The following is a 20,321-nucleotide window of genomic DNA, read 5'->3' as shown; positions in this document are numbered from 1 at the left end:
CCTCCCTTCCTCGACGGTACTCACAGCGACAGCAGGAGCAGCAGCGGCACGAGCAGCATCACCGCTCCCACGGCGAACGCCCCGACCACGATCACCAGCACGACGACCCACGGATTGCTGCGACGCAGTCGACGGCCCGCCGGAGCCACGCCCCGCGGTTGCGGCTGGAGCAGGCCGGCAGGCACGACGGGTGCGCCCCCGGATGCCGCTCCCCCGGCGTGGGCGACGGGGACCGGAGTCGACGCGGACACGGCGGTCACGCGGTCGTCACGCCACCGCTCCCACTGCTCGAGCTTGTCGAGCAGCGCGGAGATCACCGAGAACTCCCACGCCCATCGCCCGGGATCGACGCTCGACAACTCCTCGCGGGAGTAGAGGAACAACCAGTCGTCGACGATCTCGACGTCGAGCACCGCGACGTTGTCGATGAACCGGGCCATGACGTCGGGAGTGAAGAGGTACAGCGCGTCGCGTTCGTAGCCCTCGGGGCAGAACAGGCGGAAGTGGCGGTCGAAGTCTCCCTCGAGGCTGAGCCGTTGGCCTCGCACCCACGACGCCGGAAGGTTCGACCCGAACGCGCCGTCGTTCGCCGTGGCATCGAGGACGATGTGGGGGAGCGGCGTGCCGAGGCGGATGGCGATGTAGCCCCACCGCACGGTGGTGCTGCTCTTGCCGTTGCTCACGACGTACGAGTGGTTGCCGATCTCGACGAAGCGCGGCTGCAGGCCCCGCACCACATCGGTCGCCGTGCGAGCGCTGCCGAGCGAGAAGATCACCCCGGGAAGCGGGGGCGCCGGCACCGCGGGGATGTACTCCATGCCCACGTCGCGGGCGAACCCGGCGATCCGCCACCGGCGGTCTTCGTGCGCCCGCACGCCGCGCTGAGCGACGAGGATGCCGGCGATCAGGGCGCCGAGTCCCAGCAGCACGGGCACGACGAAGAGGAACCCGACGACGATCGCGCCCTCGTGCAGCACCGAGGCGAAGACCGCGACCAAGAACGCGAGGAACACGCCCATTCCGGCGATCATCGCGAACGCGATCGTGTACGCGACCACCGCGACGGCACCGTTGCCCGACGGCAGGCGCCCCTCGGCGCGCAGCCGTGCGGTGAAGGCGCGCGCGCCCGCGCGGTCCTCGGGCATCAGGAGTGCCCTCGCGTCGAACGGTCGTATCCCTGTCATGCGGCCCCCCCCCGCCGTCGGTGTGCTCCACGCTACCGATCACCGATTCCCCGGGGGAGCCGGCATCCGTTAGACTACGAAGGTTGTCCGGTCACGCCCATGCGCGTATAAGCCCGCGGCAACGTGCACCACACCCTCCTGCTGCCGGGAAATGCCCGTCAGCCGTTCTAGTCCGAAGGAGGTGGGTTAGTGACGCACCAGTACGAACTCATGGTCATCTTCGATCCCGAGGTCGACGAGCGCCAGGTCGCTCCGAAGCTCGACGGATTCCTCAAGGTCATCACGGCCGATGGGGGAACCATCGACAAGATCGACATCTGGGGCCGCCGTCGCCTTGCCTACGAGATCCGCAAGAAGAACGAGGGCATCTACGCCGTCGTCAACTTCGTCGCGACCAGCGCTGCCACGAACGAGCTCGACCGTCAGCTGAAGCTGAACGAGCAGATCATGCGCACCAAGGTCCTGCGGGCTGAAGAGGCCATCGCTCAGGTTGCCGCCGAAGCCAAGCGCTCCGAGGAGAAGGCTGCTCGCAAGGCCGCCGCTCCCCGCAAGGTCGAGTCCGCCGAGAAGGCTGCGAAGTAACGACGATGGCCGGCGAAACCGTCATCACCGTTGTGGGCAACCTCACGGCCGACCCCGAACTGCGTTACACGCAGAACGGTCTTCCGGTCGCGAACTTCACCATCGCGTCGACTCCCCGCACGTTCGACCGTCAGGCGAACGAGTGGAAAGACGGCGAGGCGCTGTTCCTGCGTGCCTCGGTGTGGCGCGAATTCGCCGAGCACGTCGCCGGTTCGCTGACGAAGGGTTCCCGTGTCATCGCGACCGGTCGCCTCAAGCAGCGTTCGTACCAGGACCGCGAGGGCAACAACCGCACCTCCATCGAACTCGAAGTCGATGAGATCGGACCCTCGCTCCGCTACGCGACCGCTCAGGTCACCCGTGCCGCGTCCAGCGGCGGTGGTGGCGGCGGTGGCGGTGGCGGACAGCGCCCGCAGGTGCAGCAGTCGGCTGATGAGCCGTGGTCGACCCCCGGGTCGAACAACGGCGGCAACAGCGGCGGCGGCGCCGACGCATGGAGCACTCCCGGTTCCTACGGAGACGACACACCGTTCTGATCTTCGCCGCGCTCTCGAGCGTGACGATCCCTGAAATTCCGGATGCCGTCCGCCGGTCCGCGTGACCGAGCAGGCATCCGAACCACACGAAAGAAGGAAGCATGGCTGGAAAGGCCACTGGCGACCGCCGCAAGCCGCGGAAGGGCGCGAAGAACGCAGCCCCCGCGAAGGCGATTCGCGTCGGCGTCATCGATTACAAGGACGTCCCCACCCTCCGCAAGTTCATCTCGGAGCGCGGGAAGATCCGTGCCCGTCGTATCACCGGTGTCTCCGTGCAGGAGCAGCGCCTGATCGCCCGCGCCATCAAGAACGCGCGCGAGATGGCTCTTCTGCCCTACGCCGGCGCTGGCCGCTAAGGAGCACCCGATGGCAAAGCTGATTCTCACGAATGAGGTCACCGGGCTCGGTAGCGCCGGTGACGTTGTCGAGGTCAAGAACGGGTACGCCCGTAACTACCTCATCCCCCAGGGTTTCGCCGTCGCGTGGTCGCGCGGTGGCGAGAAGCAGGTCTCGTCGATCCGTGCCGCTCGCGAGAGCCGCGCGATCCACGATCACGAAGACGCTGTGGCCCTGAAGAACACGCTCGAGTCGAACACCGTCAAGCTGGCCGTCAAGGCCGGTAACGAGGGTCGCCTCTTCGGTTCGGTCAAGACGGGCGACGTCGCCGACGCCGTCAAGGCCGCCGGTCTCGGCGAGCTCGACAAGCGCAAGATCCAGATCACCTCGGCGATCAAGTCGGTCGGCGAGCACGAGGCGACCGTTCGCCTGCGTGACGACGTCACCGCCGTGATCACCCTCCAGGTGGTTGCCGCGAAGTAATTCGCGACGCTCGAATCGGCTCCGCTCCTGCTTCGGCAGGGCGGGGCCTTTTCGCGTACCGCGGCGGGCCCGTCGCACGCGACGTGCGGGCTCGAACGGCTCCTCCACCGGGACGGCTCCCGGTCCGCGCCCGGTGAGGACCCCTTGACCGTCGAGGGGACCGGTGCCGCCGAGCCTAGGCTGAGAGCCGTGACCGACCCCCGCGCACCCGAGCGCATCGTCCGCCGCTTCGCGCGCGCCTCGAACCTCATGATCGCCGGCCGCCCCTTCGCGGTGCGCGGCGAGGGTTCCGCCGACCTGCACGCTCTGCTCGCCCGGCTGGGTGGCATCCCGAGCCCGTCGCCGGCGCCCGGTCGCGTCGAGTTCGATCTGGATGCCGACACCACCACGCTCGACGGAGTGTCCCTTCCCGAGCGCGGCGACGCCGCCGGCCGCATCGCCTTCGCGCGCACCCACATGCCCGTCGCCGCCGCTCTCGCGGAGCGCCTCGACCTGACCGGCCTGCGGGTGGGCGTGGCGATGGTGCTCGAGCCCAAGACCGCTGTGCTGTCGCTGCTGCTGCGCGAGCGGGGCGCCGAGGTGTCGGTCTACGCGCACCCCGACGAGACCGATGTCGCGGTCGCCGACGAGTTGCGCGCGCGGGGCTTCGCTGTGACCGCGGACCCCGCCCTCGCCGGGGCTGAAGAACGGGCCGCCGCTCTCGGCTTCCTGCGGGCGGGCCTCGACGTGCTGCTCGACGACGGTGCGCACCTGGTGCGCCTGGCGCACGAGGACGACCCCGCTCTCGTCGACGGCTGGATCGGTGCGTGCGAAGAGACGACGAGCGGGCTGACGCCGCTGCGCCGGATGCACGATGCCGGCCTGCTGCGCTGCGCCGTGATGGCCGTCAACGACGCGCGCACCAAAACGATGTTCGACAACCGCTACGGAACCGGGCAATCGTGCGTGTTCGCGATCGCCGATCTTCTCGAGGAGCGGGGTATCGCGCTGACCGATCAGCCCGCACTGGTGCTCGGCTACGGTCCGGTGGGTCGGGGCGTCGCGGCGCACCTGCGCGCACTCGGTGCCGAGGTGCGGATCGCCGAGACCGATCCCGTCCGGGCCCTCGAGGCGCGGCACGACGGCTTCGCCACGGGGGCGGCGCGAGAGCTGGCATCCGGAGCCCTGGTGGTGTCGGCGACCGGTGTTCCGGCGACCGTGACCCCCGAGATCGCCGCGGGGGCGCGGATCATCGCCGTCGCCGGGGGAGTGCCGGGCGAGGTGTCTTACGCGGGAGCCGCCCTGCTGCTCGGCGGTGGGGGAGCGGTGAACATCACCGCGGCCGAGGGCAACCCCATCGAGATCATGGACCTGTCCTTCGCCGTGCAGCTCGCCGCCCTCGGCGAGCTGCTGTCGCGTCGCCCCTCACCCGGGGTGCACGCGCTCGACGCCGGCGTCGACGACCTCGTGGCGCGCACGGCGCTGGTCGTGCGCGGGGCCGACCTCGACGCCCCTCGCGCCCTCGATGCCGACGGCCTCGATGACTGGCGCTCGCCGCGCTACCGGGGCGGTGACGCATGAACGTCGTGCTGTATTCGGCATCCCTCGTTCTGCCCATCACGGCCCCGCCGATTCCGGGCGGGGCGATCGCGGTGGCGGGCGGGCGCATCCGTCACGTCGGCGACCGGGAATGGGTGCGGCACGAGCTGCGCGCGCGAGGGGTGGCGTTCGACGAGGTGCACTGGCCGGGCGTGCTCACCCCTGGCCTGGTGAACGCCCACTCGCACCTGCAGTACACGGGCATGGCCGAGGTCGGACGCGGCTCCTACGCGGGCTTCGGCGACTGGGACGAGGCGTTCACGCCCGTCTACCGCGAGGGTCACGACTGGGCGGCGGATGCCAGAACCGGCGCGCTCGCCATGATCGCCGCGGGGACCACGGCGGTGGCCGACATCGTCACCGACGTCGAGGCGGCCTCGGCGCTGCATGACGCGCGGCTGCACGGCATCACCTACTGGGAGGTGATGAGCTGGACCAACGCGGCGTGGGCCGAACGCGGCCGCGCGGAGGTGGAGGCACGGCTCGACGCGCTGCCCGGCCCTCCCGGTACGGGGCTGTCGCCGCACGCGCCGTACTCGCTCGACGTGGAGCCGCTGCTCGAGATCCCCGACATCGTGCGCGAGCGGGGGAGTCGGCTGCACCTGCACCTGGGCGAGGCGGCGTTCGAGCGCGAGCACGGCGAGGCCGTGCCGTGGCAGGTGCATCGGCCGTCGAGCTTCCGGGCGCTGCGCGACGAGGGCTTCGGCACCGGGGCGACGGAGTTCGTCGACGAGCTGGGCGTTCTGGGGCCGGACTGCCACATCGCGCACGGGGTCTACATGACCGCGCGCGACCGGGCGATCCTGCGCGCCCGCGGCACGACGGTGGCGCTCTGCCCGCGCTCCAACGCCGTCATCGGGCTCGACGAGCCGCCCGTGGCCGCCTACCTCGTCGAGGGCAATGCGCTGGCCGTGGGCACCGACTCCCTGGCATCCAGTCCCTCACTCGACCTGCTCGCCGACGTGTCGGCCCTGCATCGCCTCGCGCGGACCCAGGGGTACGTCAACCGCGACCTGTCGGAGCTGCTGCTGCGCGCGGCGACGCTGGGCGGGGCGCACGCGATGGGCCTCGACACCGGACCCGCCCGCACGGGGTACCTCGCCGTGGGCGCCGTCGCCGACCTGGCGTTCTTCGACGTCGCAGTGTCGGACGTCGACGACACCATCGAGCATCTCGCGGTGGACGGCGCGGGTTCCGCGGCCGCCACCTTCATCGACGGCGAGGCCCGGTGGGTCTCGGCCGGCTTCACCCGAGAGACCGGAGTCCTCGCATGACCGATCGCCCCGCCACCGCCGTCCTGCTCGATCTGGAGCCCCACGCCGAGGGCGGCTGGTTCCGCCGCATGTGGACCGGCGGCTACGCGGTCGAGACGCCGGCGGGCGAGCGGCCCGCGGCCACCTGCATCCACTACCTGCTCACCCCGGGCGAAGAGAGCGCGTGGCACGTCGTCACGAGCGACGAGGTGTGGCTCTGGCACGGCCCCGGAACGCTCGAGCTCTCGCTGGGCGGCGACGGCGCCGAACCGGGGGAGGCGCGCACCGTGACGCTCGGTCCCGACCTCGCCGCGGGCCACGTGCTGCAGCACACCGTGCCCGCCGGGGTGTGGCAGTCCGCTCGGCTGGCGGGGGAGTCCGAGGTCGTCGTCAGCTGCCTCGTGTCGCCAGGTTTCAGCTTCGAGGATTGGCGCCTCGCCCCGTGATTTAGGCTGTGCACATCACAGCACTCCGGGGATGACCCCGATACGTCCACGAGGAGACATCGTGACCACTTTCGCACGCCTGCGCCGCGCCGCCGCCCTGACCGCCGTGGCCACCGCCACGGTCGTCTCGCTCACCGCCTGCGCCTTCGCCCCCACCGGTTCCGACGCCGGCGCCGCTCCCGCTTCCGAGGGGGCGCTGCAGACCGTCACGGCCGGCAAGCTCACCATCGCCACGGGCGAGCCGGCGTTCTCGCCGTGGGTCGAGAACGACGACCCCGCGTCGTGCGAGGGCTTCGAGGCCGCCGTCTCGTGCGCCGTCGCCGAGAAGCTCGGCTTCGCGACGAGCGACGTGGTGTGGGTGCGCTCCAACTTCGACAGCGCCATCGCTCCCGGCCCGAAGGACTGGGACATGAACGTGCAGCAGTTCTCGATCACCGACGAGCGCAAAGAGGCCGTCGACTTCTCGTCGCCGTACTACACGACCACGCAGGCCGTCGTGACGACCGGTGCCTCGCCCGTGGCCGGTGCGACGAGCGTCGCCGAGCTCAAGAGCGTGCCCGTGGGCGTCATGAGCGCCACGACGAGCTACCAGGTGGCCGCCGACCAGCTCGGCACCACGAACCTCAGCGTCTTCAACTCGAACGACGACGCCGTCGCCGCCCTGCAGTCGGGCCAGGTCGACGCGATCGTCGTCGACCTGCCGACCGCGTTCTACCTCGCCGGTGCCGTGCTCGACGACGGCAAGGTCGTCGGCCAGCTGCCCGACTCGTCGGCCGGCGGAGACGAACTCGCCTACGTGCTGCCCAAGGACTCGGCGCTCACCACCCCGGTCACCGAGGCGGTCGACGCCCTGCGCGCCGACGGCACGCTCGACGAGCTGCAGCAGAAGTGGCTCGGTGGCACGGCCGCCGCGCCCGTGCTCAAGTAACCACGGTGGCCACCCCCGCACCCGGCGGCGTGTGGAGCCCGAGCGAGCTCGAACTCGCCCGGCGCTCCACACGGCGTCAGCAGTCGACCAGGTCGGTGCTGATCGCGCTGATCAGCTCGGTCGTGTTCGTGGTCGTCGTCGGCTGGGCGATCCTGTCGAGCCCCGGCTGGGAAGACGTGCGGCGGAGCTTCTTCAACGTCGACGTCGCGCTGGCGAGCTTCCCGTCGGTGCTCGCGGGTCTGTGGGTCAACATCCAGGTGCTGATCGTCGCGGCCATCTCGGTCGCGATCCTCGGCACCACCCTGGCCGTGCTGCGCTCGCTGCGGGGCCCGGTGTTCTTCCCGCTCCGCGCCCTCGCCACGGTGTACACCGATCTGTTCCGCGGCATTCCGCTGCTGATCGTGCTGTACCTGGTCGGCTTCGGTCTGCCCGCCCTCGGCGTCTTCGGCCGAGTGCCGGTGGTGCTGTGGGGCACGGTGGCCATCGTGCTGACGTACTCGGCCTACATCGCCGAGGTGCTCCGCGCGGGTATGGAGGCCGTGCACCCCTCGCAGCGCGTCGCCGCCCGCTCGCTGGGCCTGACCCACGGCCAGACGCTGCGCATCGTCGTCATCCCCCAGGGCGTGCGCAAGGTCGTCCCCGCCCTGATGAACGACTTCGTGTCGATGCAGAAAGACGTGGGTCTCATCTCGGTTCTGGGAGCGGTGGATGCCGTGCGCGCGGCGCAGATCGCCGCGGCACAGTCGTACAACTTCACGCCCTACATCGTGGCGGCGCTGCTGTTCGTGGCCATGGCCCTGCCGATGATCCGCCTCACCGACTACGTCTCGGCGCGACTGGCCCGCCGCGAGCAGATGGGTGGCGTCGTATGAGCGTCCTCGACGTCAAGAACGTGCGCAAGGCCTTCGGTGACCACGTCGTGCTCGACGGCATCGACCTGTCGATCGACCAGCACGAGGTCGTCGTGCTCATCGGCGCCTCGGGGTCGGGCAAGTCGACCCTGCTGCGCACCATCAACCTCATCGAGCGCGTCGACGACGGCCAGATCTTGCTGAACGGCGACGATCTGACCGATCCGACCGTCGATCAGGATGCCGCTCGGGCCCGCATCGGCGTGGTCTTCCAGCACTTCAACCTCTTCCCGCACCTGCGGGTCATCGACAACGTCACCCTTGCGGCGCGCAAGGTGCACCGCGCGAGCAAGAGCGAGGCGTACGCGCGCGGGAACGAGCTTCTCGAGCAGTTGGGGTTGGGCGCGAAGGCCCGCGAGTTCCCCGACCGCCTCTCGGGCGGTCAGCAGCAGCGCGTGGCCATCGTGCGCGCGGTCATGACCGACCCCGAGCTGCTTCTGCTCGACGAGATCACCTCGGCGCTCGACCCGCAGCTCGTCGGCGAGGTGCTCGACCTGGTGCGCGTGCTGCGCGATCGCGGGTCGACCATGCTCATGGCGACGCACGAGATGTCGTTCGCCCGCGAGGTGGCCGACCGCATCGTGTTCATGAAGGGCGGACGGATCGTCGAGCAGGGCACTCCGGCTCAGATCCTCGACACTCCGCAGCACCCCGACACCATCGCGTTCCTCGAGCGCGAACGTCGCGGCGGGGTGCTCTGACGACGATCGTCTCGACCCCGTGCTCGTGGTCGTCGGGGCGGTCGGCGTGCCCGCAGCGGGGCTCCTGTGACGGTTGAGGCGCGGGTTAACACCGGTTGACCTCGGGGTGTCCGAACGACACGCCGAGGGTGGGGAAAAACTTGACACGGACCCCGCCCGTCAGTACGAGTCGGCGAAGTTATCCCCCGAGTTGTACACATGTGCGTCCCTAGCGGACAACCTTCAACGCAAACTTCACATCGAATTTCCTCAGAAAACCTGTGGAGAAGTAAATCCCCGATCAGGCGGCACTTAAGGGCCTGAAATCCGATCCATCCACCGGGTTATCCACAGTAGTTGTGCACAGACGTGACGGCGTTTCCCGCATCTTCTCCACAGAGTTATCCACAGGCACATTTGCGTGGGAGGAGAGGTGCTCTTAACGTGGGGGCAGCCCATCGGGCATCCCCTCACCACCCGCTCGTGTCGATGTCGGACGTCCGTGATCTGATGCTTCCGAGGTCGCCGCGACGTCCCGTCCCCGCAGCCGCACACGCGCGCGGGGAAACGCCGAGACGAAGGGCGCCCGAGATCAGAAGGAGAGCCCGTGTCGATCGCTGACATCGCCGAAGAGCGTCTCGGAAAAGCCCCGCGTCCCGAGCGCACTCCGCCGCACGACACCCTCGCCGAGCAGAGCGCACTGGGCGGCATGCTGCTGTCGAAAGACGCGGTGGCCGACGTCATCGAGAGCCTGCGCGGCCCCGACTTCTACGTGCCGAAGCACGAGCTGATCTTCGAGGCCATCCTCACCCTGTACTCGCACGGCGAGCCCACCGACGTCGTGGCCGTCACCGACGAGTTGATCAAGACCGGCGAGCTGCAGCGAGCCGGGGGAGCGGACTACCTCCACACCCTCACCTCGATCGTGCCGACCGCCGCCAACGCGGGCTACTACGCCTCGATCGTCGCCGAGCGCGCGCTGCTGCGCCGCCTGGTCGAGGCCGGCACGCGCATCGTGCAGATGGGCTACGCGGGCGAGGGCGATCCGGTCGATCTCGTCAACAGCGCCCAGGCCGAGATCTACAACGTCTCGGGCGACGACAGCGCCGACGACTACATTCCCCTGACGATGGCGGTGGATGCCGCGGTCGAAGAGATCGAGGCCGCCCGCGGTCGCGACGGGTCGATGACCGGCATCCCCACGGGCTTCGCCGGTCTCGATCAGCTGACCAACGGTCTGCACCCGGGCCAGATGATCGTGCTCGCCGCGCGCCCCGCCATGGGTAAGTCGACGCTCGCGCTCGACTTCGCCCGCGCGGCCGCGATCAAGTCGAACGCGCCGTGCATCTTCTTCTCGCTCGAAATGGGTCGTTCCGAGATCGCCATGCGCCTTCTCAGCGCCGAGGGTTCGATCCCGCTGCAGAGCATGCGCAAGGGAACGCTCGACTCCCGCGACTGGACGACGGTGGCCTCCACCCGAGGTCGCATCAACGACGCCCCGCTCTACATCGACGACAGCCCGAACATGACGCTCGTCGAGATCCGCGCGAAGTGCCGTCGCCTGAAGCAGCGCGAGGGCTTGAAGATGGTCGTCATCGACTACCTGCAGCTGCTCACGAGCGGTAAGCGCGTGGAGTCGCGTCAGCAGGAGGTCAGCGAGTTCTCGCGTGCGCTGAAGCTGATGGCGAAGGAACTGCAGGTTCCCGTCATCGCGCTGTCGCAGCTGAACCGTGGCGCTGAGCAGCGTGCCGACAAGAAGCCGGCTCTGAGCGACCTGCGTGAGTCGGGCTCGATCGAGCAGGATGCCGACATGGTGGTGTTGCTGCACCGCGAGGCCGCGTATGAGAAGGACTCGCCGCGCGCGGGCGAGGCGGACCTGATCGTGGCGAAGCACCGTAACGGGCCGACGGACACGATCACGGTGGCGTTCCAGGGGCATTATTCGCGGTTCGCGGATATGGCGCCGGGGATGTAGTTCTTGTAGCCGGGGATGTAGTTCTTGTAAATGTAGGGTCCGGGTGAACTTGGCAAAATCCACCGCTACTTGTCAGTCACTTGGCAGTACTGCCAAGTAGCGAGGGTCCGCGAGGCTCGCTTGCAACGGAACGAACGCGGGATGTCGGAGGCTGTGAGTAGCCTCGGTCCATAGTCGGTACTCCTCACACCGTTGCCACCAAGACCAAGATCGCAAGGACCAGATGGAAACTCTTGCCAGTCAGTTCGAAGACGCTGTATCGAACGTGACGATCAGCCCGGACAAGCAGAAGCTCGCGATCGCGGCGCACACGGAGGTGCGGAACCTTCTCGAGTCTGATGCGGTTCTACGTGAATGGGGAGTCGACTCGATCCTGATTGGTTCGTATGCACGCCAGACAGGTCGACACCCCGGGAAGGACGTCGATATCTTCCTGCGCTTTACCAAGTTGTCGATTCGTGACAACCCCTCGGTGATCTACGACCGTGTCGCGCAGCTGTTGATCCGTCAGTACGGGCGGGTCGAAGATGGTGGCAGAGTCACGCTGCAGTCGAGGAGCGTGAAGGTGGATTTCGGTCCTCCTTCGGCCCGGCCCGACCTCGGGTTCAGTGTGGATGCCGTACCGGCAGTGCCGTGGGGTGAACACTGGGGAATCCCGGCTCGAGATCGAACGGACTGGTCTGATGCAAACACGCGATGGATGAAGACGAGCCCCGTGGCGTTTGCAGATGCGTCGGCGGCGTTATCGACACGGACAGCGAGCCCGACCGTCGGTGACCGCAATGCCTACAAGCCGATCGTGCGGCTCCTGAGGCAAGTCCGTCACACGCATCTTGGCGAAGCTCGTCCCGGCGGACTGTATGTCGAGATCGCCGCCTACTACGTCTGGGAGGCGAATCTCGTCAGTGGTGGGTCGTGGGCGGAGCTCCTTGCGGCATCTCTCCGTCAAGTAGGCATCGAGTTCAGCAAAGCGATCACCGACGGAATGGCTGATCCCATCCTTGGTACATCACTCACGCCGGGACTTTCTGCTCAGCAGTGGCGCACAGCCGCGAATCTGTTCATCGAGTTGGCCGACAAAGCGGACGAAGCGTCGTCTTCTGACCGGTGTCGCGCAGCGAAGATCTGGCGCGAGATCCTGGGCGCAAACGAGCGCGGACAGATCCTCCCGTTGCCTCCGGGATGCGCGGCGGACGGAAGTGTTGTTCCTCGCATCACCGCGGTGTCGGCTGCGGGTCCGACACAAGCGCGAGGATTCGCACTGTCCACATGACTGAGAAGCTCCGCCGGCCGTACGTGCATGATCAAGCGGCTTTCGAGGCGTTCTGCTCTGAACTCGTGCGCGCCGGGTTCAGTCCTCTTCCGGATGCGAATCAGGCGCAATGGACCGGGCCCTTACCTGAAGTACTCTCCGATCTCACAGACGCGGACGCAATGTCCGTCACGATCGTCGACGGGTGGCCGGCGGTCGCGGCGAAAACAGCAGTCCCAGGGCTGATTGCAGATCACGTCATGCCCGGAACTGGGTACATCTGTCTATGGGCAGACGACGACCCTGGCCAGCTCGCCGGGCAGACGTGGGAAGGGCTTCGAGGGCGACTGGAGCAATGGGCTGAGGGTGCCAAGACAGCCTTCGGTCCCGAAGGCGGCGCGCTTGACGCTTGGGCGATGTTCGAGGGACTGTCACCCCGCCGGGCTGAGATCGACTTGCCGGGCCTCGTGGGAACGAATCCAAGGAACGGTGACGTTCACGTCGTTCATGGCAAGGCGGACGTGCTGCTCACCCTGACTCGGGGGCCGGCTGCCGATCACCCGCTTGAAGGCGTGGTGCTCTACCGTAGCGTCGTCCGGCAAACGCCACGAACCTTTGACGCATTGCTGTCCTGCTTGACTCGTCGCCAGCGTGAGAACCTGATGCATGGAGTGGGGAGACGCGCCGCCGTCGAAGAGGGCATGGCGAGCGGCGGGTACGATTTCGCCGTCCTCGTATGGCCGAAGCATGGACAGTTCGAAGCTTTGGTGCTTTCCTTCTCCGGCGACAAAGACTCGTTGGGTGCCGTGCCACACATAGCCTCACCCCGAGATGTCGCCAGCAGGTTACGTCGGGCGGGATCGGACGCGGCGGTCCTCCGGACCCGGCGTGTTCTTCTCGTGGGCGTCGGGGCCATCGGCGGACAAGTCGCTCTCACTCTCGCCTCCAGCGGTACCGGCGTACTTCATCTCAGCGATGATGATGAGCTCCGCTCGGTGAACTTGGTTCGTCACGTGTTGCCCGCGCACATGGTCGGATACACCAAGACGTCCGGACTGAAAGTCTTGATTGAGAGCGCCTCGCCCTGGTGCGAGGTCACCACTCGGGGAGCACTGTCGGCGAACCCGGAGGAGGTCGCGGAGGTCGTTCGAGGCTTCGATCTTGTGGTCGACTGCACGGGCATGTTCGCGACCACGTTGGCCATCGCGCAAGCGTGTGCCATTGAGCAAGTACCGCTCCTCACAGTCGCACTCTTCCGGGAGGGGCGAGCCTTTCGAATCCGGCGTCAACTCACCACGGATACCCCGCTGGGGCGACGTGCACCACCCGAGTATCCGGTCATTCCCGCAGGGGAAGAGAGTGGGTTGACGGGCTTCCTCGAACTCGGGTGCACATCACCAGTGCACAACTCGCCTCCGGCGGCGGTCACCCGTGCCGCAGCTGACACCGCTCTCGCCGCAGTCGCCATACTTGCGGGCCGCTCGCGTGATGCGGAAGACACCGTGACCGTGCTGGTCGCCCTCGATGCAGAGCCTTTCGATCGACCCGGAACGTACGGCTTCCCTGCGGCGCCAGGTAAGGCTCCCGTTGCGGAGGTTATTGATGAGTAAGTCGATGGTTCTGCTCTCAGAATCGACGCTGGAGCGGATCGACCTTGCAGCGAACCGCTCGCATCCGCTTGAAACAGGCGGCATTCTCGTGGGAGTTCACGCCGGAGGACTTCAATGGATCACCGACATGGTGGAGATCTCAACGAACGCGCGCGGGCGCACGAGTTACCGCATTCCTCGTGGGGCAACACGCTCCGCGGTTCGCGGGTTGCGCGAGCGCGACCCGCGTTTAGGGTACCTGGGCGACTGGCACTCGCACCCGATAGACGTGCCCGCGAGCCCAACAGACCGCGCGACACTCGTAGCGACCTCCGCGAAAGCGATGGCGCCAGTCATCCTCTTGGTCGCACGACGCGTTGGAAGTAGCTACTCACATGATGTCCACCTCGCACGAGGTGTCGTCGTTCGGCCCTGTGATGTTTCTCTTGCCGGCGACCTACCAGAGCCTACGAATGAAGGGAAGCCTTGACCATGGCCCAGCCATTCGACCTCTCACGTGCCTACGCCGCCAAGCAGCAGCACATGCTGACCGGACTCGGCATCATGCCGACATTTACGAATCATCCCGGCACCAAGGGTGACTCCACTGAGGCCCGCTGGGTCGAGGTGCTCGCGGAGTTCTTGCCGCGACGATATGGGGTCGGTCCAGTCTTTGCTATCGATTCGCAAGGTGGACAGAGCGATCAGATAGATCTGGCGGTCTACGACCAGCAGTACTCGCCGCTGTTCTTCGATGACAACGGGGTTCGTTTCGTGCCGGTGGAGAGCATCTACGCCGTCTGCGAGATCAAACCCGTGATGAATAAGGCAAACCTGGACTATGCCCGAGACAAGGTGGCCAGTGTCCGAGCGCTACACCGTACGTCAGCTTCGATCAGGCATGCCGGTGGCGTTTACCCACCGCAGGATCCGTCTAGCAAGCCGATCCTTGGGGCATTCCTCAGCACGGATCTGGAGTGGACCAGCATCCGAGGGGACGCGGCACAGGACGCGATCACTGCGAACGATCCAACCGCGCTTGACCTGGGCATATCGGTGCGCGGCGGAGCATTCGATCAGACTGACCAGCTGACGTTTGCGCCGGATGGGCAGGAACTCATCTGGTTCGCAACGCATCTCTTCCGCGCATTGTCCAAGCTTGGAACGGCGCTCGCTATCGATCTCGATGCCTACTACGCGCCGTTAGAAGAACGAGGCGTCCTCGACAGCGATGACCTTCTAGATCAGGCTGAGGAGGACTCGGGAACGGGCTCCGATTGAACGACGTTCCCGCATGCACGCGGATTTAGCGCGCCCGAAGATCGGGCGGGGCATCGGGTATTAGCTCCTCCACCGAGACAGCAAGTACCTGAGCCATCGCGATCAGCGTCCGCAGCGTCGGGTTCGCCGGGTGGCCGGGCCTCGACTCGCCCTTCTCGTATTTCTGGTACGTGTAGCGGGTGAGGCCGGAGCGGTAGGCGACCTCTTCCTGGCTGAGGCCAGCGCGCTCGCGCACGGAGCGAAGCGTGGTCGCGAAACGCTGGGAGTAGCGGCTCCACTCCTGCTCAGTCGCTTCATTCCGACGGGTCACCTTCTCAGCGTGATGAACCTCGAGCCGCCGTATGGCCTAATCGGTATGGCACGTGGTCTGGTCGACGGTGCGGCATCGTTCGTCGCCTGCCAACTGGCGAGCAGTCGGAACCGCTCCTCGCTCTCCGAACCGGTCTGTGGAACGTAGACGAGGAACGTGAGTCCCGGATGCTGAACGAACTGCATGTCCTCGTAGCTCAGTTCCAGTGCGCCGACGATGGGGTGGGTGAACTGCTTCTTCCCGGCGCCGTGCTGTCGCACGTCGTGGGCACCCCATCTGACGCGGAACTCGTCGCTGCGGGTGGAGAGTTCACCGACGAGATCCTGCAGGTCGCGGTCGTAGGGGTCGCGGCCGGCCTCGGTGCGGAGGATGCCGACCGTGATGTCGGCCGCCTTCTCCCAGTTCGGGTGGAAGTCGCGGGCGCGAGGGTCGAGGAAGGTGTACCGGGCGAGGTTCCCGTCGCCCGGTGACTCGAACACCTCTGTCTGCAGGGCGCGTCCGAGGGCGTTGACGGCGAGGATGTCCATCCGGCCGTTGCGCACCATCGCGGCGCCGCCCGTGATCGCGTCGAGCATCAGCTCCATTCCGGAGCGGATGGATGCCGGGGTGCCCGGCTTGCGGCGCGATCTCGGCGGCGTCTGTCCAGCCGCGCGGGCCAGATCGAACAGGTGCTCGCGTTCGGCGTCGTCGAGCTGCAGGGCCTGCGCGATCGCGTGCAGGACGGATTCGGACGCGCCGGCGATCTGCCCGCGTTCGATCTTGGAGTAGTACTCGATGCTCACGCCGGCGAGCGTGGCGACCTCGTTGCGGCGCAGGCCCGGCACCCGCCGGTTGCCGCCGCCGGAGATCCCCACGTCGTCAGGGGTGAGTTTCGCGCGACGAGAGGTGAGGAACTCCCGCACCTCTGCCCTGTTGTCCATGAGTTCGACGTTACGCGCGGGCCCGCGCGCCGTGGGATGCCCTGTCAGTACACGTCACACCAGAGACTTCCTCCTCCGCGCGGGAGGCGGTTCAGTGGTGACGTCTGAGACGGAGGACACCATGACCGAAGAGCAGAACGGATGGACCGGAGGGCAGCGCGCCTTCGGAGACTTCGCACCGGGCCTCGTCCACTACACCGACAAGGTGCTGTTCGATGAGGTGTGGGAGCGCAGCGACCTCTCCAAACGCGACCGGAGTCTCATCACCGTCGCCGCCCTGACCGCCATGGGCAAGACCGATCAGCTGCGGTTCCACCTCGACTATGCCCGCACGAACGGGGTCACCACCGACGAGCTGAAGGAGGCCATCCTCCATCTCGCGTTCTACACGGGCTGGCCCAACGGCATGGCCGCGATGACCGTGCTGAAAGACATCACCGACGAGAAGGATGACTGAAATGACCTTCGACAGCCTGTTTCCGCGTGGAGACAAGAACGACGCCTTCGCGCAGTACTTCATCGGGCAGAGCTACCTCGCCCCCCTCGCGAGCCTCGGAATGAGCATCGCGAACGTCACTTTCGAGCCGGGATGCCGAAACAACTGGCACCGCCACAACGCCACCGCGGGTGGGGGGCAGATCCTGCTCGCGACCGCCGGCAGCGGTTGGTATCAGGCGGAGGGCGAGGAGCCCGTCAGCCTCATCCCCGGCACGGTCATCGAGATCCCCGCCGGCACGAAGCACTGGCACGGCGCCAAGGCCGACTCGTGGTTCAGCCACGTCGCCATCGCCGTGCCGGGGGAGAACACCTCGAACGAGTGGCTCGAGCCCGTCGCCGACGAGGACTACGCCGCGCTCGGCCTGGAGCGGGGCGGGGAATCGGCAGGCTGAGGGCGAGATCGGCGCGTCTTCACGGGTCGCCTGAAAGCAGCACCCCGCCCACGCGCGGGGGTGGGGCGGGCGCCCCGACACCCCGCGCGGGCGCCGCTCATCCCGTCAGGGGCGGATGAGCACCTTCAACGCTTCGCGCGCGTCCATCAGCCGGTAGGCCTCGGCGATGTCGTCGAGCGGGAGTTCCCGGTCGAAGACCTTTCCGGGATCGATGGTGCCGTCGATCACCTGGGGGATGGCGGCTTCGAGGTAGGCGCGCACGGTGGCGGGGCCGCCGGTGAGGGTGGCGTTCTTGCCGAACAGGGAGGCGAAGCCGACGGCGGCATCCTCGTACTGGGGAACGCCCACGCGCGAGATGACACCGCCCGGGCGGACGATGCCGTACGCCTGCTCGTACGCGGGCATGTATCCGACCGCTTCCAGGACGACGTGCGCCCCTTCGCCGCCGGTGAGCTCGAGGACTTTCGCAATCCCCTCTTCGCCGCGCTCGGCGACGACGTGGGTGGCGCCGAACTCCCGGCCGAGATCCGTGCGGGCGGTGTGACGGCCCATCAGGACGATTGTCTCGGCGCCGAGCTGACGTGCGGCCAGGACGGCGGAGAGTCCGACGGCTCCGTCGCCGATCACGGCGACGGTCTTGCCCGCCTCGACGCCGCCGCGCACGGCGGCGTGGTAGCCGGTCAGGTACACGTCGGAGAGGGTGAGGAGCGAGGGCATGAGCGCTTCGTCGGTCCCGGCGGGGATGGCGACGGCGGTGCCATCGGCGTAGGGAATCCGCAGCATCTCAGCCTGCGTGGCCGAGGGGGCGCCGTCGAAGAACCCACCGTGCACGCACGAGGTGGTGATCCCGTCGCGGCAGAACGCGCAGGTGCCGTCCGACCAGGCGAACGGGACGATCACGGTGTCGCCGACGGCGAGGGTGGTGACGTCGGCGCCGATCTGCTCGATGACGCCGATGGCCTCGTGGCCCATGCGGCGACCCTCGGGGGTGTCGCCGAGGTCGTGGTAGGGGTGCAGGTCCGACCCGCAGACGCAGGCGTAGGTGACGCGGATGATCGCGTCGGTGGGCTCTTCGATCGTCGGTTCGGGCACGTCGACGACGCGGACGTCACCGGCGGCGTACATGAGGGTTGCGCGCATGATGTTCTCTTTCTACGGGTGGTGCGGGTGGGATCGGACGAGCCGCCGTCGCGTCAGGCGAACACGGCGCTCGCCGGCGTCAGTCGACGATCTCGACGGTCACGGGACCGCCCTCGAGGAGCGAGAGTTGCTCCTCGGTCGCGACGTACGTGCCGATGTGCAGGGTGGCATCCGAGAAGCCGATGCCGTCGGCGTCGTAGTAGAAGCCGAGGTTCCCCCACGAGGTGAAGTAGATGAGGTCTCCGTCCTCGGGGTCGGAGCCGGGCGAGCCGTCGTGGACGAGCTCGCGGGGGAGGTACGAGATCTTCTCGCGGCCGGCGAACTCCTCGAACCTCAGCTCCGTCGGGAGGAGGGAGAGGAAGTCGCGCACGCCGGGACTGTCCTCCCCGACGGTGACGTCGACGCTCGTGCGGTCGGACGTGAACCGCACCACCGTGCCCACGATCTGCCCAGGTTCATCGGTGGGTGCCGGTGCCGACGGTGACTCGATGCCGGCGGCCGTCGGTGTGGCGGAGGCCGCGGGCGGAACCGACGATGCGGCGGTGGGGAAGCAGGCGGTGATCGTCGCGGTCATGAGCGCGCCGACGGTGACGGCGAGCAGCGCACGACGTCGGTGTTCCCGTGCTTTGCCGGTGGCGGTCATTGGCTGCGATCCTTCGTGGTTCCGGCGTACTCGTCGTCGGTGCGGGGGGCGGCTGACGCACGCGGCTGGGGTCGGCGGGCGAGCAGGAGGAAGGCGGTGCCGGCAAGCAGCACCGCGGCGGTGGTCACCAGGCCGAGGGGGAGGATGCTGAGTGCCCCCGCCACCCCGACCAGGGGTGCGGCGACTCCGCCGAATCCGAACCGCACCATGCCGAGCAGCGAGGAGGCGGTGCCGGCCATCTGCGGGTAGTCGACGAGCGCGAGGGTGGTCGCGGGTGGCGACGAGATCGCGACCCCACCGGCGAGCAGGAACAGCGACACGATCACCACCCACAGCGGCATCCGGGTGAGTCCCGACGACAGCAATCCGAGCGCGCCGATGCCGGCGACCAGGATGCCGACGGTCAAAGTGCCGGTGATGCTCCACCGTTCCGCGGCCCGGCCGGCGAGGTAGCCGAGGGTCATGAACCCCGCGGAGTTGAGACCGAACGCGAGCGCATACGCGAGGGGGGACAGCCCGTAGATGTCCTGCAGCACGAACGTGGACCCGGCGAGGTAGGCGAACAGGGCGCCGTACAGGAACCCCTGGTTCAGGATCGCGCCGACGAACACCCGGTCGGAGAGCAGCGTGCGGAAGTCGCGCAGGGTGTGCGTGAGGCCGCCCGTCGCGCGGCTCTCGGCGGGCAGGGTCTCGGGGAACATCCGCAGGGCGATGACGAGGATGCCCGCGCCAATCAGAGCCAGGAAGACGAACAGTCCCCTCCAGTCGGCGACCGTGTTCAAGATCCCGCCGAGGAGCGGTCCGATGATCGCGGCGAGCCCGCCGACCACGGTGAGGCGGCCGTAGAAACGCACCAGTGCGCCACCCGTGTAGATGTCACGACCGGCTGCCTGCGCGATGACGATCCCGACCCCGCCGGCCAGACCCTGCACGAATCGCGCGATGATCAGCAGTTCGACCGTGGGGCTGATTGCGCACAGCGCCGAGGTGACGATGTACGCGACGATGCCGATGAGCAGGATTCCGCGTCGCCCGAACCGGTCCGACAGGGCGCCCGCGACCAGCTGCCCGAGGGCGAGGCCGATCAGGCAGGCCGTCACGGTGAGCTGGGCCACCGAGGTGGCCGCACCGAGTTCCGCAGCCAAGGCGGGGAGGGCGGGGAGGTAGAGGTCCATCGAGATCGGACCGAACACCGTCAGCAGCAGGAGCAGAGTGGGCAGGATGCGGCTGAACTCCGTCCGCGAGGGTGAGATCTGTGCGGTCATGTCATCCACGGTGCGCGCTGAGCGCGCGGCCGGGGAGTCTCTGACGAGAGGTGTACCGCCAGGGAACCCCTGTTGCGCGGGGAGCGTGGGGTCCCCTTAGAGGGCATCCCTCCCGCGAGCACGGCGACCTACCCTGGGG

23 protein-coding genes are annotated in these 20,321 nt (G+C 67.8%); 17 read left to right on the top strand and 6 right to left on the bottom strand.

Translation table 11 applies throughout. From position 1 onward, the window contains the following. Nucleotides 1-20 precede the first annotated feature (20 nt). Nucleotides 21-1,145, bottom strand: a complete 1,125-nt coding sequence (locus tag ASF96_RS00865) for a hypothetical protein (protein WP_235560496.1) — start codon at nucleotides 1,143-1,145, stop codon at nucleotides 21-23. Between the two features lie 228 nt (nucleotides 1,146-1,373). Between ASF96_RS00865 and rpsF the strand changes: the two genes are divergently transcribed. From rpsF to ASF96_RS00795, 15 genes are all read left to right on the top strand, one after another. Next, nucleotides 1,374-1,766, top strand: a complete 393-nt coding sequence (gene rpsF, locus ASF96_RS00860) for a 30S ribosomal protein S6 (RefSeq protein ID WP_055832381.1) — start codon at nucleotides 1,374-1,376, stop codon at nucleotides 1,764-1,766. Between the two features lie 5 nt (nucleotides 1,767-1,771). Continuing rightward, complete coding sequence (locus tag ASF96_RS00855; RefSeq protein WP_055935146.1) at nucleotides 1,772-2,302, top strand: single-stranded DNA-binding protein; 531 nt, start codon at nucleotides 1,772-1,774, stop codon at nucleotides 2,300-2,302. Between the two features lie 101 nt (nucleotides 2,303-2,403). After that, the gene (gene rpsR, locus ASF96_RS00850) at nucleotides 2,404-2,658 is read left to right on the top strand and encodes a 30S ribosomal protein S18 (protein ID WP_055832386.1); all 255 of its coding nucleotides are present in this window, start codon (nucleotides 2,404-2,406) and stop codon (nucleotides 2,656-2,658) included. A gap of 10 nt (nucleotides 2,659-2,668) precedes the next feature. Then, complete coding sequence (rplI, locus tag ASF96_RS00845) at nucleotides 2,669-3,121, top strand: 50S ribosomal protein L9 (protein WP_055832388.1); 453 nt, start codon at nucleotides 2,669-2,671, stop codon at nucleotides 3,119-3,121. A gap of 189 nt (nucleotides 3,122-3,310) precedes the next feature. After that, nucleotides 3,311-4,681: an adenosylhomocysteinase gene (locus ASF96_RS00840; RefSeq protein WP_055935141.1), complete on the top strand. Its 1,371-nt coding sequence runs from the start codon at nucleotides 3,311-3,313 to the stop codon at nucleotides 4,679-4,681. Continuing rightward, complete coding sequence (locus ASF96_RS00835) at nucleotides 4,678-5,973, top strand: amidohydrolase family protein (protein WP_055935138.1); 1,296 nt, start codon at nucleotides 4,678-4,680, stop codon at nucleotides 5,971-5,973. Before ASF96_RS00840 ends, ASF96_RS00835 begins: the two co-directional genes overlap by 4 nt. Then, nucleotides 5,970-6,398, top strand: coding sequence for a cupin domain-containing protein (locus tag ASF96_RS00830; RefSeq protein WP_055935134.1), 429 nt, complete (start codon nucleotides 5,970-5,972; stop codon nucleotides 6,396-6,398). Before ASF96_RS00835 ends, ASF96_RS00830 begins: the two co-directional genes overlap by 4 nt. A gap of 61 nt (nucleotides 6,399-6,459) precedes the next feature. Continuing rightward, on the top strand, nucleotides 6,460-7,326 hold the full coding sequence (locus ASF96_RS00825; RefSeq protein WP_235560495.1) for an ABC transporter substrate-binding protein: 867 nt from the start codon (nucleotides 6,460-6,462) through the stop codon (nucleotides 7,324-7,326). Between the two features lie 5 nt (nucleotides 7,327-7,331). Further along, entirely contained in the window at nucleotides 7,332-8,198 is an 867-nt protein-coding gene (locus ASF96_RS00820; protein ID WP_055832397.1) for an amino acid ABC transporter permease, read from the top strand. After that, nucleotides 8,195-8,938 carry an amino acid ABC transporter ATP-binding protein gene (locus ASF96_RS00815; protein ID WP_055935128.1) on the top strand — a complete coding sequence of 248 codons (744 nt, stop codon included), beginning with the start codon at nucleotides 8,195-8,197 and terminating at the stop codon, nucleotides 8,936-8,938. Before ASF96_RS00820 ends, ASF96_RS00815 begins: the two co-directional genes overlap by 4 nt. Before the next feature lie 586 nt (nucleotides 8,939-9,524). After that, the gene (gene dnaB, locus ASF96_RS00810; protein WP_055832400.1) at nucleotides 9,525-10,892 is read left to right on the top strand and encodes a replicative DNA helicase; all 1,368 of its coding nucleotides are present in this window, start codon (nucleotides 9,525-9,527) and stop codon (nucleotides 10,890-10,892) included. 223 nt (nucleotides 10,893-11,115) lie between these two features. Further along, nucleotides 11,116-12,165, top strand: coding sequence for a nucleotidyltransferase domain-containing protein (locus ASF96_RS16320; protein ID WP_082509215.1), 1,050 nt, complete (start codon nucleotides 11,116-11,118; stop codon nucleotides 12,163-12,165). Beyond that, nucleotides 12,162-13,754 carry a HesA/MoeB/ThiF family protein gene (locus tag ASF96_RS16315; protein ID WP_162239380.1) on the top strand — a complete coding sequence of 531 codons (1,593 nt, stop codon included), beginning with the start codon at nucleotides 12,162-12,164 and terminating at the stop codon, nucleotides 13,752-13,754. The genes ASF96_RS16320 and ASF96_RS16315 overlap by 4 nt, the downstream gene beginning before the upstream one ends. Further along, on the top strand, nucleotides 13,669-14,223 hold the full coding sequence (locus ASF96_RS17595; protein WP_082509213.1) for a Mov34/MPN/PAD-1 family protein: 555 nt from the start codon (nucleotides 13,669-13,671) through the stop codon (nucleotides 14,221-14,223). Before ASF96_RS16315 ends, ASF96_RS17595 begins: the two co-directional genes overlap by 86 nt. 2 nt (nucleotides 14,224-14,225) lie before the next feature. After that, entirely contained in the window at nucleotides 14,226-15,014 is a 789-nt protein-coding gene (locus ASF96_RS00795; RefSeq protein WP_055935121.1) for a DUF6602 domain-containing protein, read from the top strand. A gap of 25 nt (nucleotides 15,015-15,039) precedes the next feature. Here the strand turns inward: ASF96_RS00795 and ASF96_RS00790 are convergent, their stop codons facing one another. Both ASF96_RS00790 and ASF96_RS00785 read right to left on the bottom strand, forming a co-directional pair. Beyond that, a complete protein-coding gene (locus ASF96_RS00790) occupies nucleotides 15,040-15,324 on the bottom strand; it encodes a helix-turn-helix domain-containing protein (protein WP_055935118.1) in 285 nt (94 codons plus the stop codon). Further along, on the bottom strand, nucleotides 15,321-16,244 hold the full coding sequence (locus ASF96_RS00785; RefSeq protein ID WP_055935115.1) for a helix-turn-helix transcriptional regulator: 924 nt from the start codon (nucleotides 16,242-16,244) through the stop codon (nucleotides 15,321-15,323). Before ASF96_RS00785 ends, ASF96_RS00790 begins: the two co-directional genes overlap by 4 nt. Nucleotides 16,245-16,365: 121 nt before the next feature. Here ASF96_RS00785 and ASF96_RS00780 point away from each other — a divergent pair, with 121 nt between their 5' ends. After that, entirely contained in the window at nucleotides 16,366-16,701 is a 336-nt protein-coding gene (locus ASF96_RS00780) for a carboxymuconolactone decarboxylase family protein (protein WP_055935111.1), read from the top strand. Nucleotide 16,702: 1 nt separating this feature from the next. Beyond that, complete coding sequence (locus ASF96_RS00775) at nucleotides 16,703-17,134, top strand: cupin domain-containing protein (protein ID WP_235560494.1); 432 nt, start codon at nucleotides 16,703-16,705, stop codon at nucleotides 17,132-17,134. A gap of 105 nt (nucleotides 17,135-17,239) precedes the next feature. Here ASF96_RS00775 and ASF96_RS00770 read toward each other — a convergent pair whose 3' ends face one another. The 3 genes from ASF96_RS00770 to ASF96_RS00760 all read right to left on the bottom strand — a co-directional run bounded on the left by ASF96_RS00770 (nucleotide 17,240) and on the right by ASF96_RS00760 (nucleotide 20,182). Further along, nucleotides 17,240-18,274, bottom strand: coding sequence for a zinc-binding dehydrogenase (locus ASF96_RS00770; protein ID WP_082509212.1), 1,035 nt, complete (start codon nucleotides 18,272-18,274; stop codon nucleotides 17,240-17,242). 79 nt (nucleotides 18,275-18,353) lie between these two features. Continuing rightward, nucleotides 18,354-18,917 (bottom strand): cyclophilin-like fold protein, encoded by a 564-nt coding sequence (locus ASF96_RS00765; protein WP_055935105.1) that lies wholly within the window; start codon nucleotides 18,915-18,917, stop codon nucleotides 18,354-18,356. After that, complete coding sequence (locus tag ASF96_RS00760) at nucleotides 18,914-20,182, bottom strand: multidrug effflux MFS transporter (RefSeq protein WP_055935101.1); 1,269 nt, start codon at nucleotides 20,180-20,182, stop codon at nucleotides 18,914-18,916. The genes ASF96_RS00765 and ASF96_RS00760 overlap by 4 nt, the downstream gene beginning before the upstream one ends. Between the last annotated feature and the right edge of the window lie 139 nt (nucleotides 20,183-20,321).

The organism is Microbacterium sp. Leaf179, assembly GCF_001423785.1.
Lineage (GTDB): Bacteria > Actinomycetota > Actinomycetes > Actinomycetales > Microbacteriaceae > Microbacterium.
This window is presented reverse-complemented; position numbering and strand designations above follow the sequence as displayed.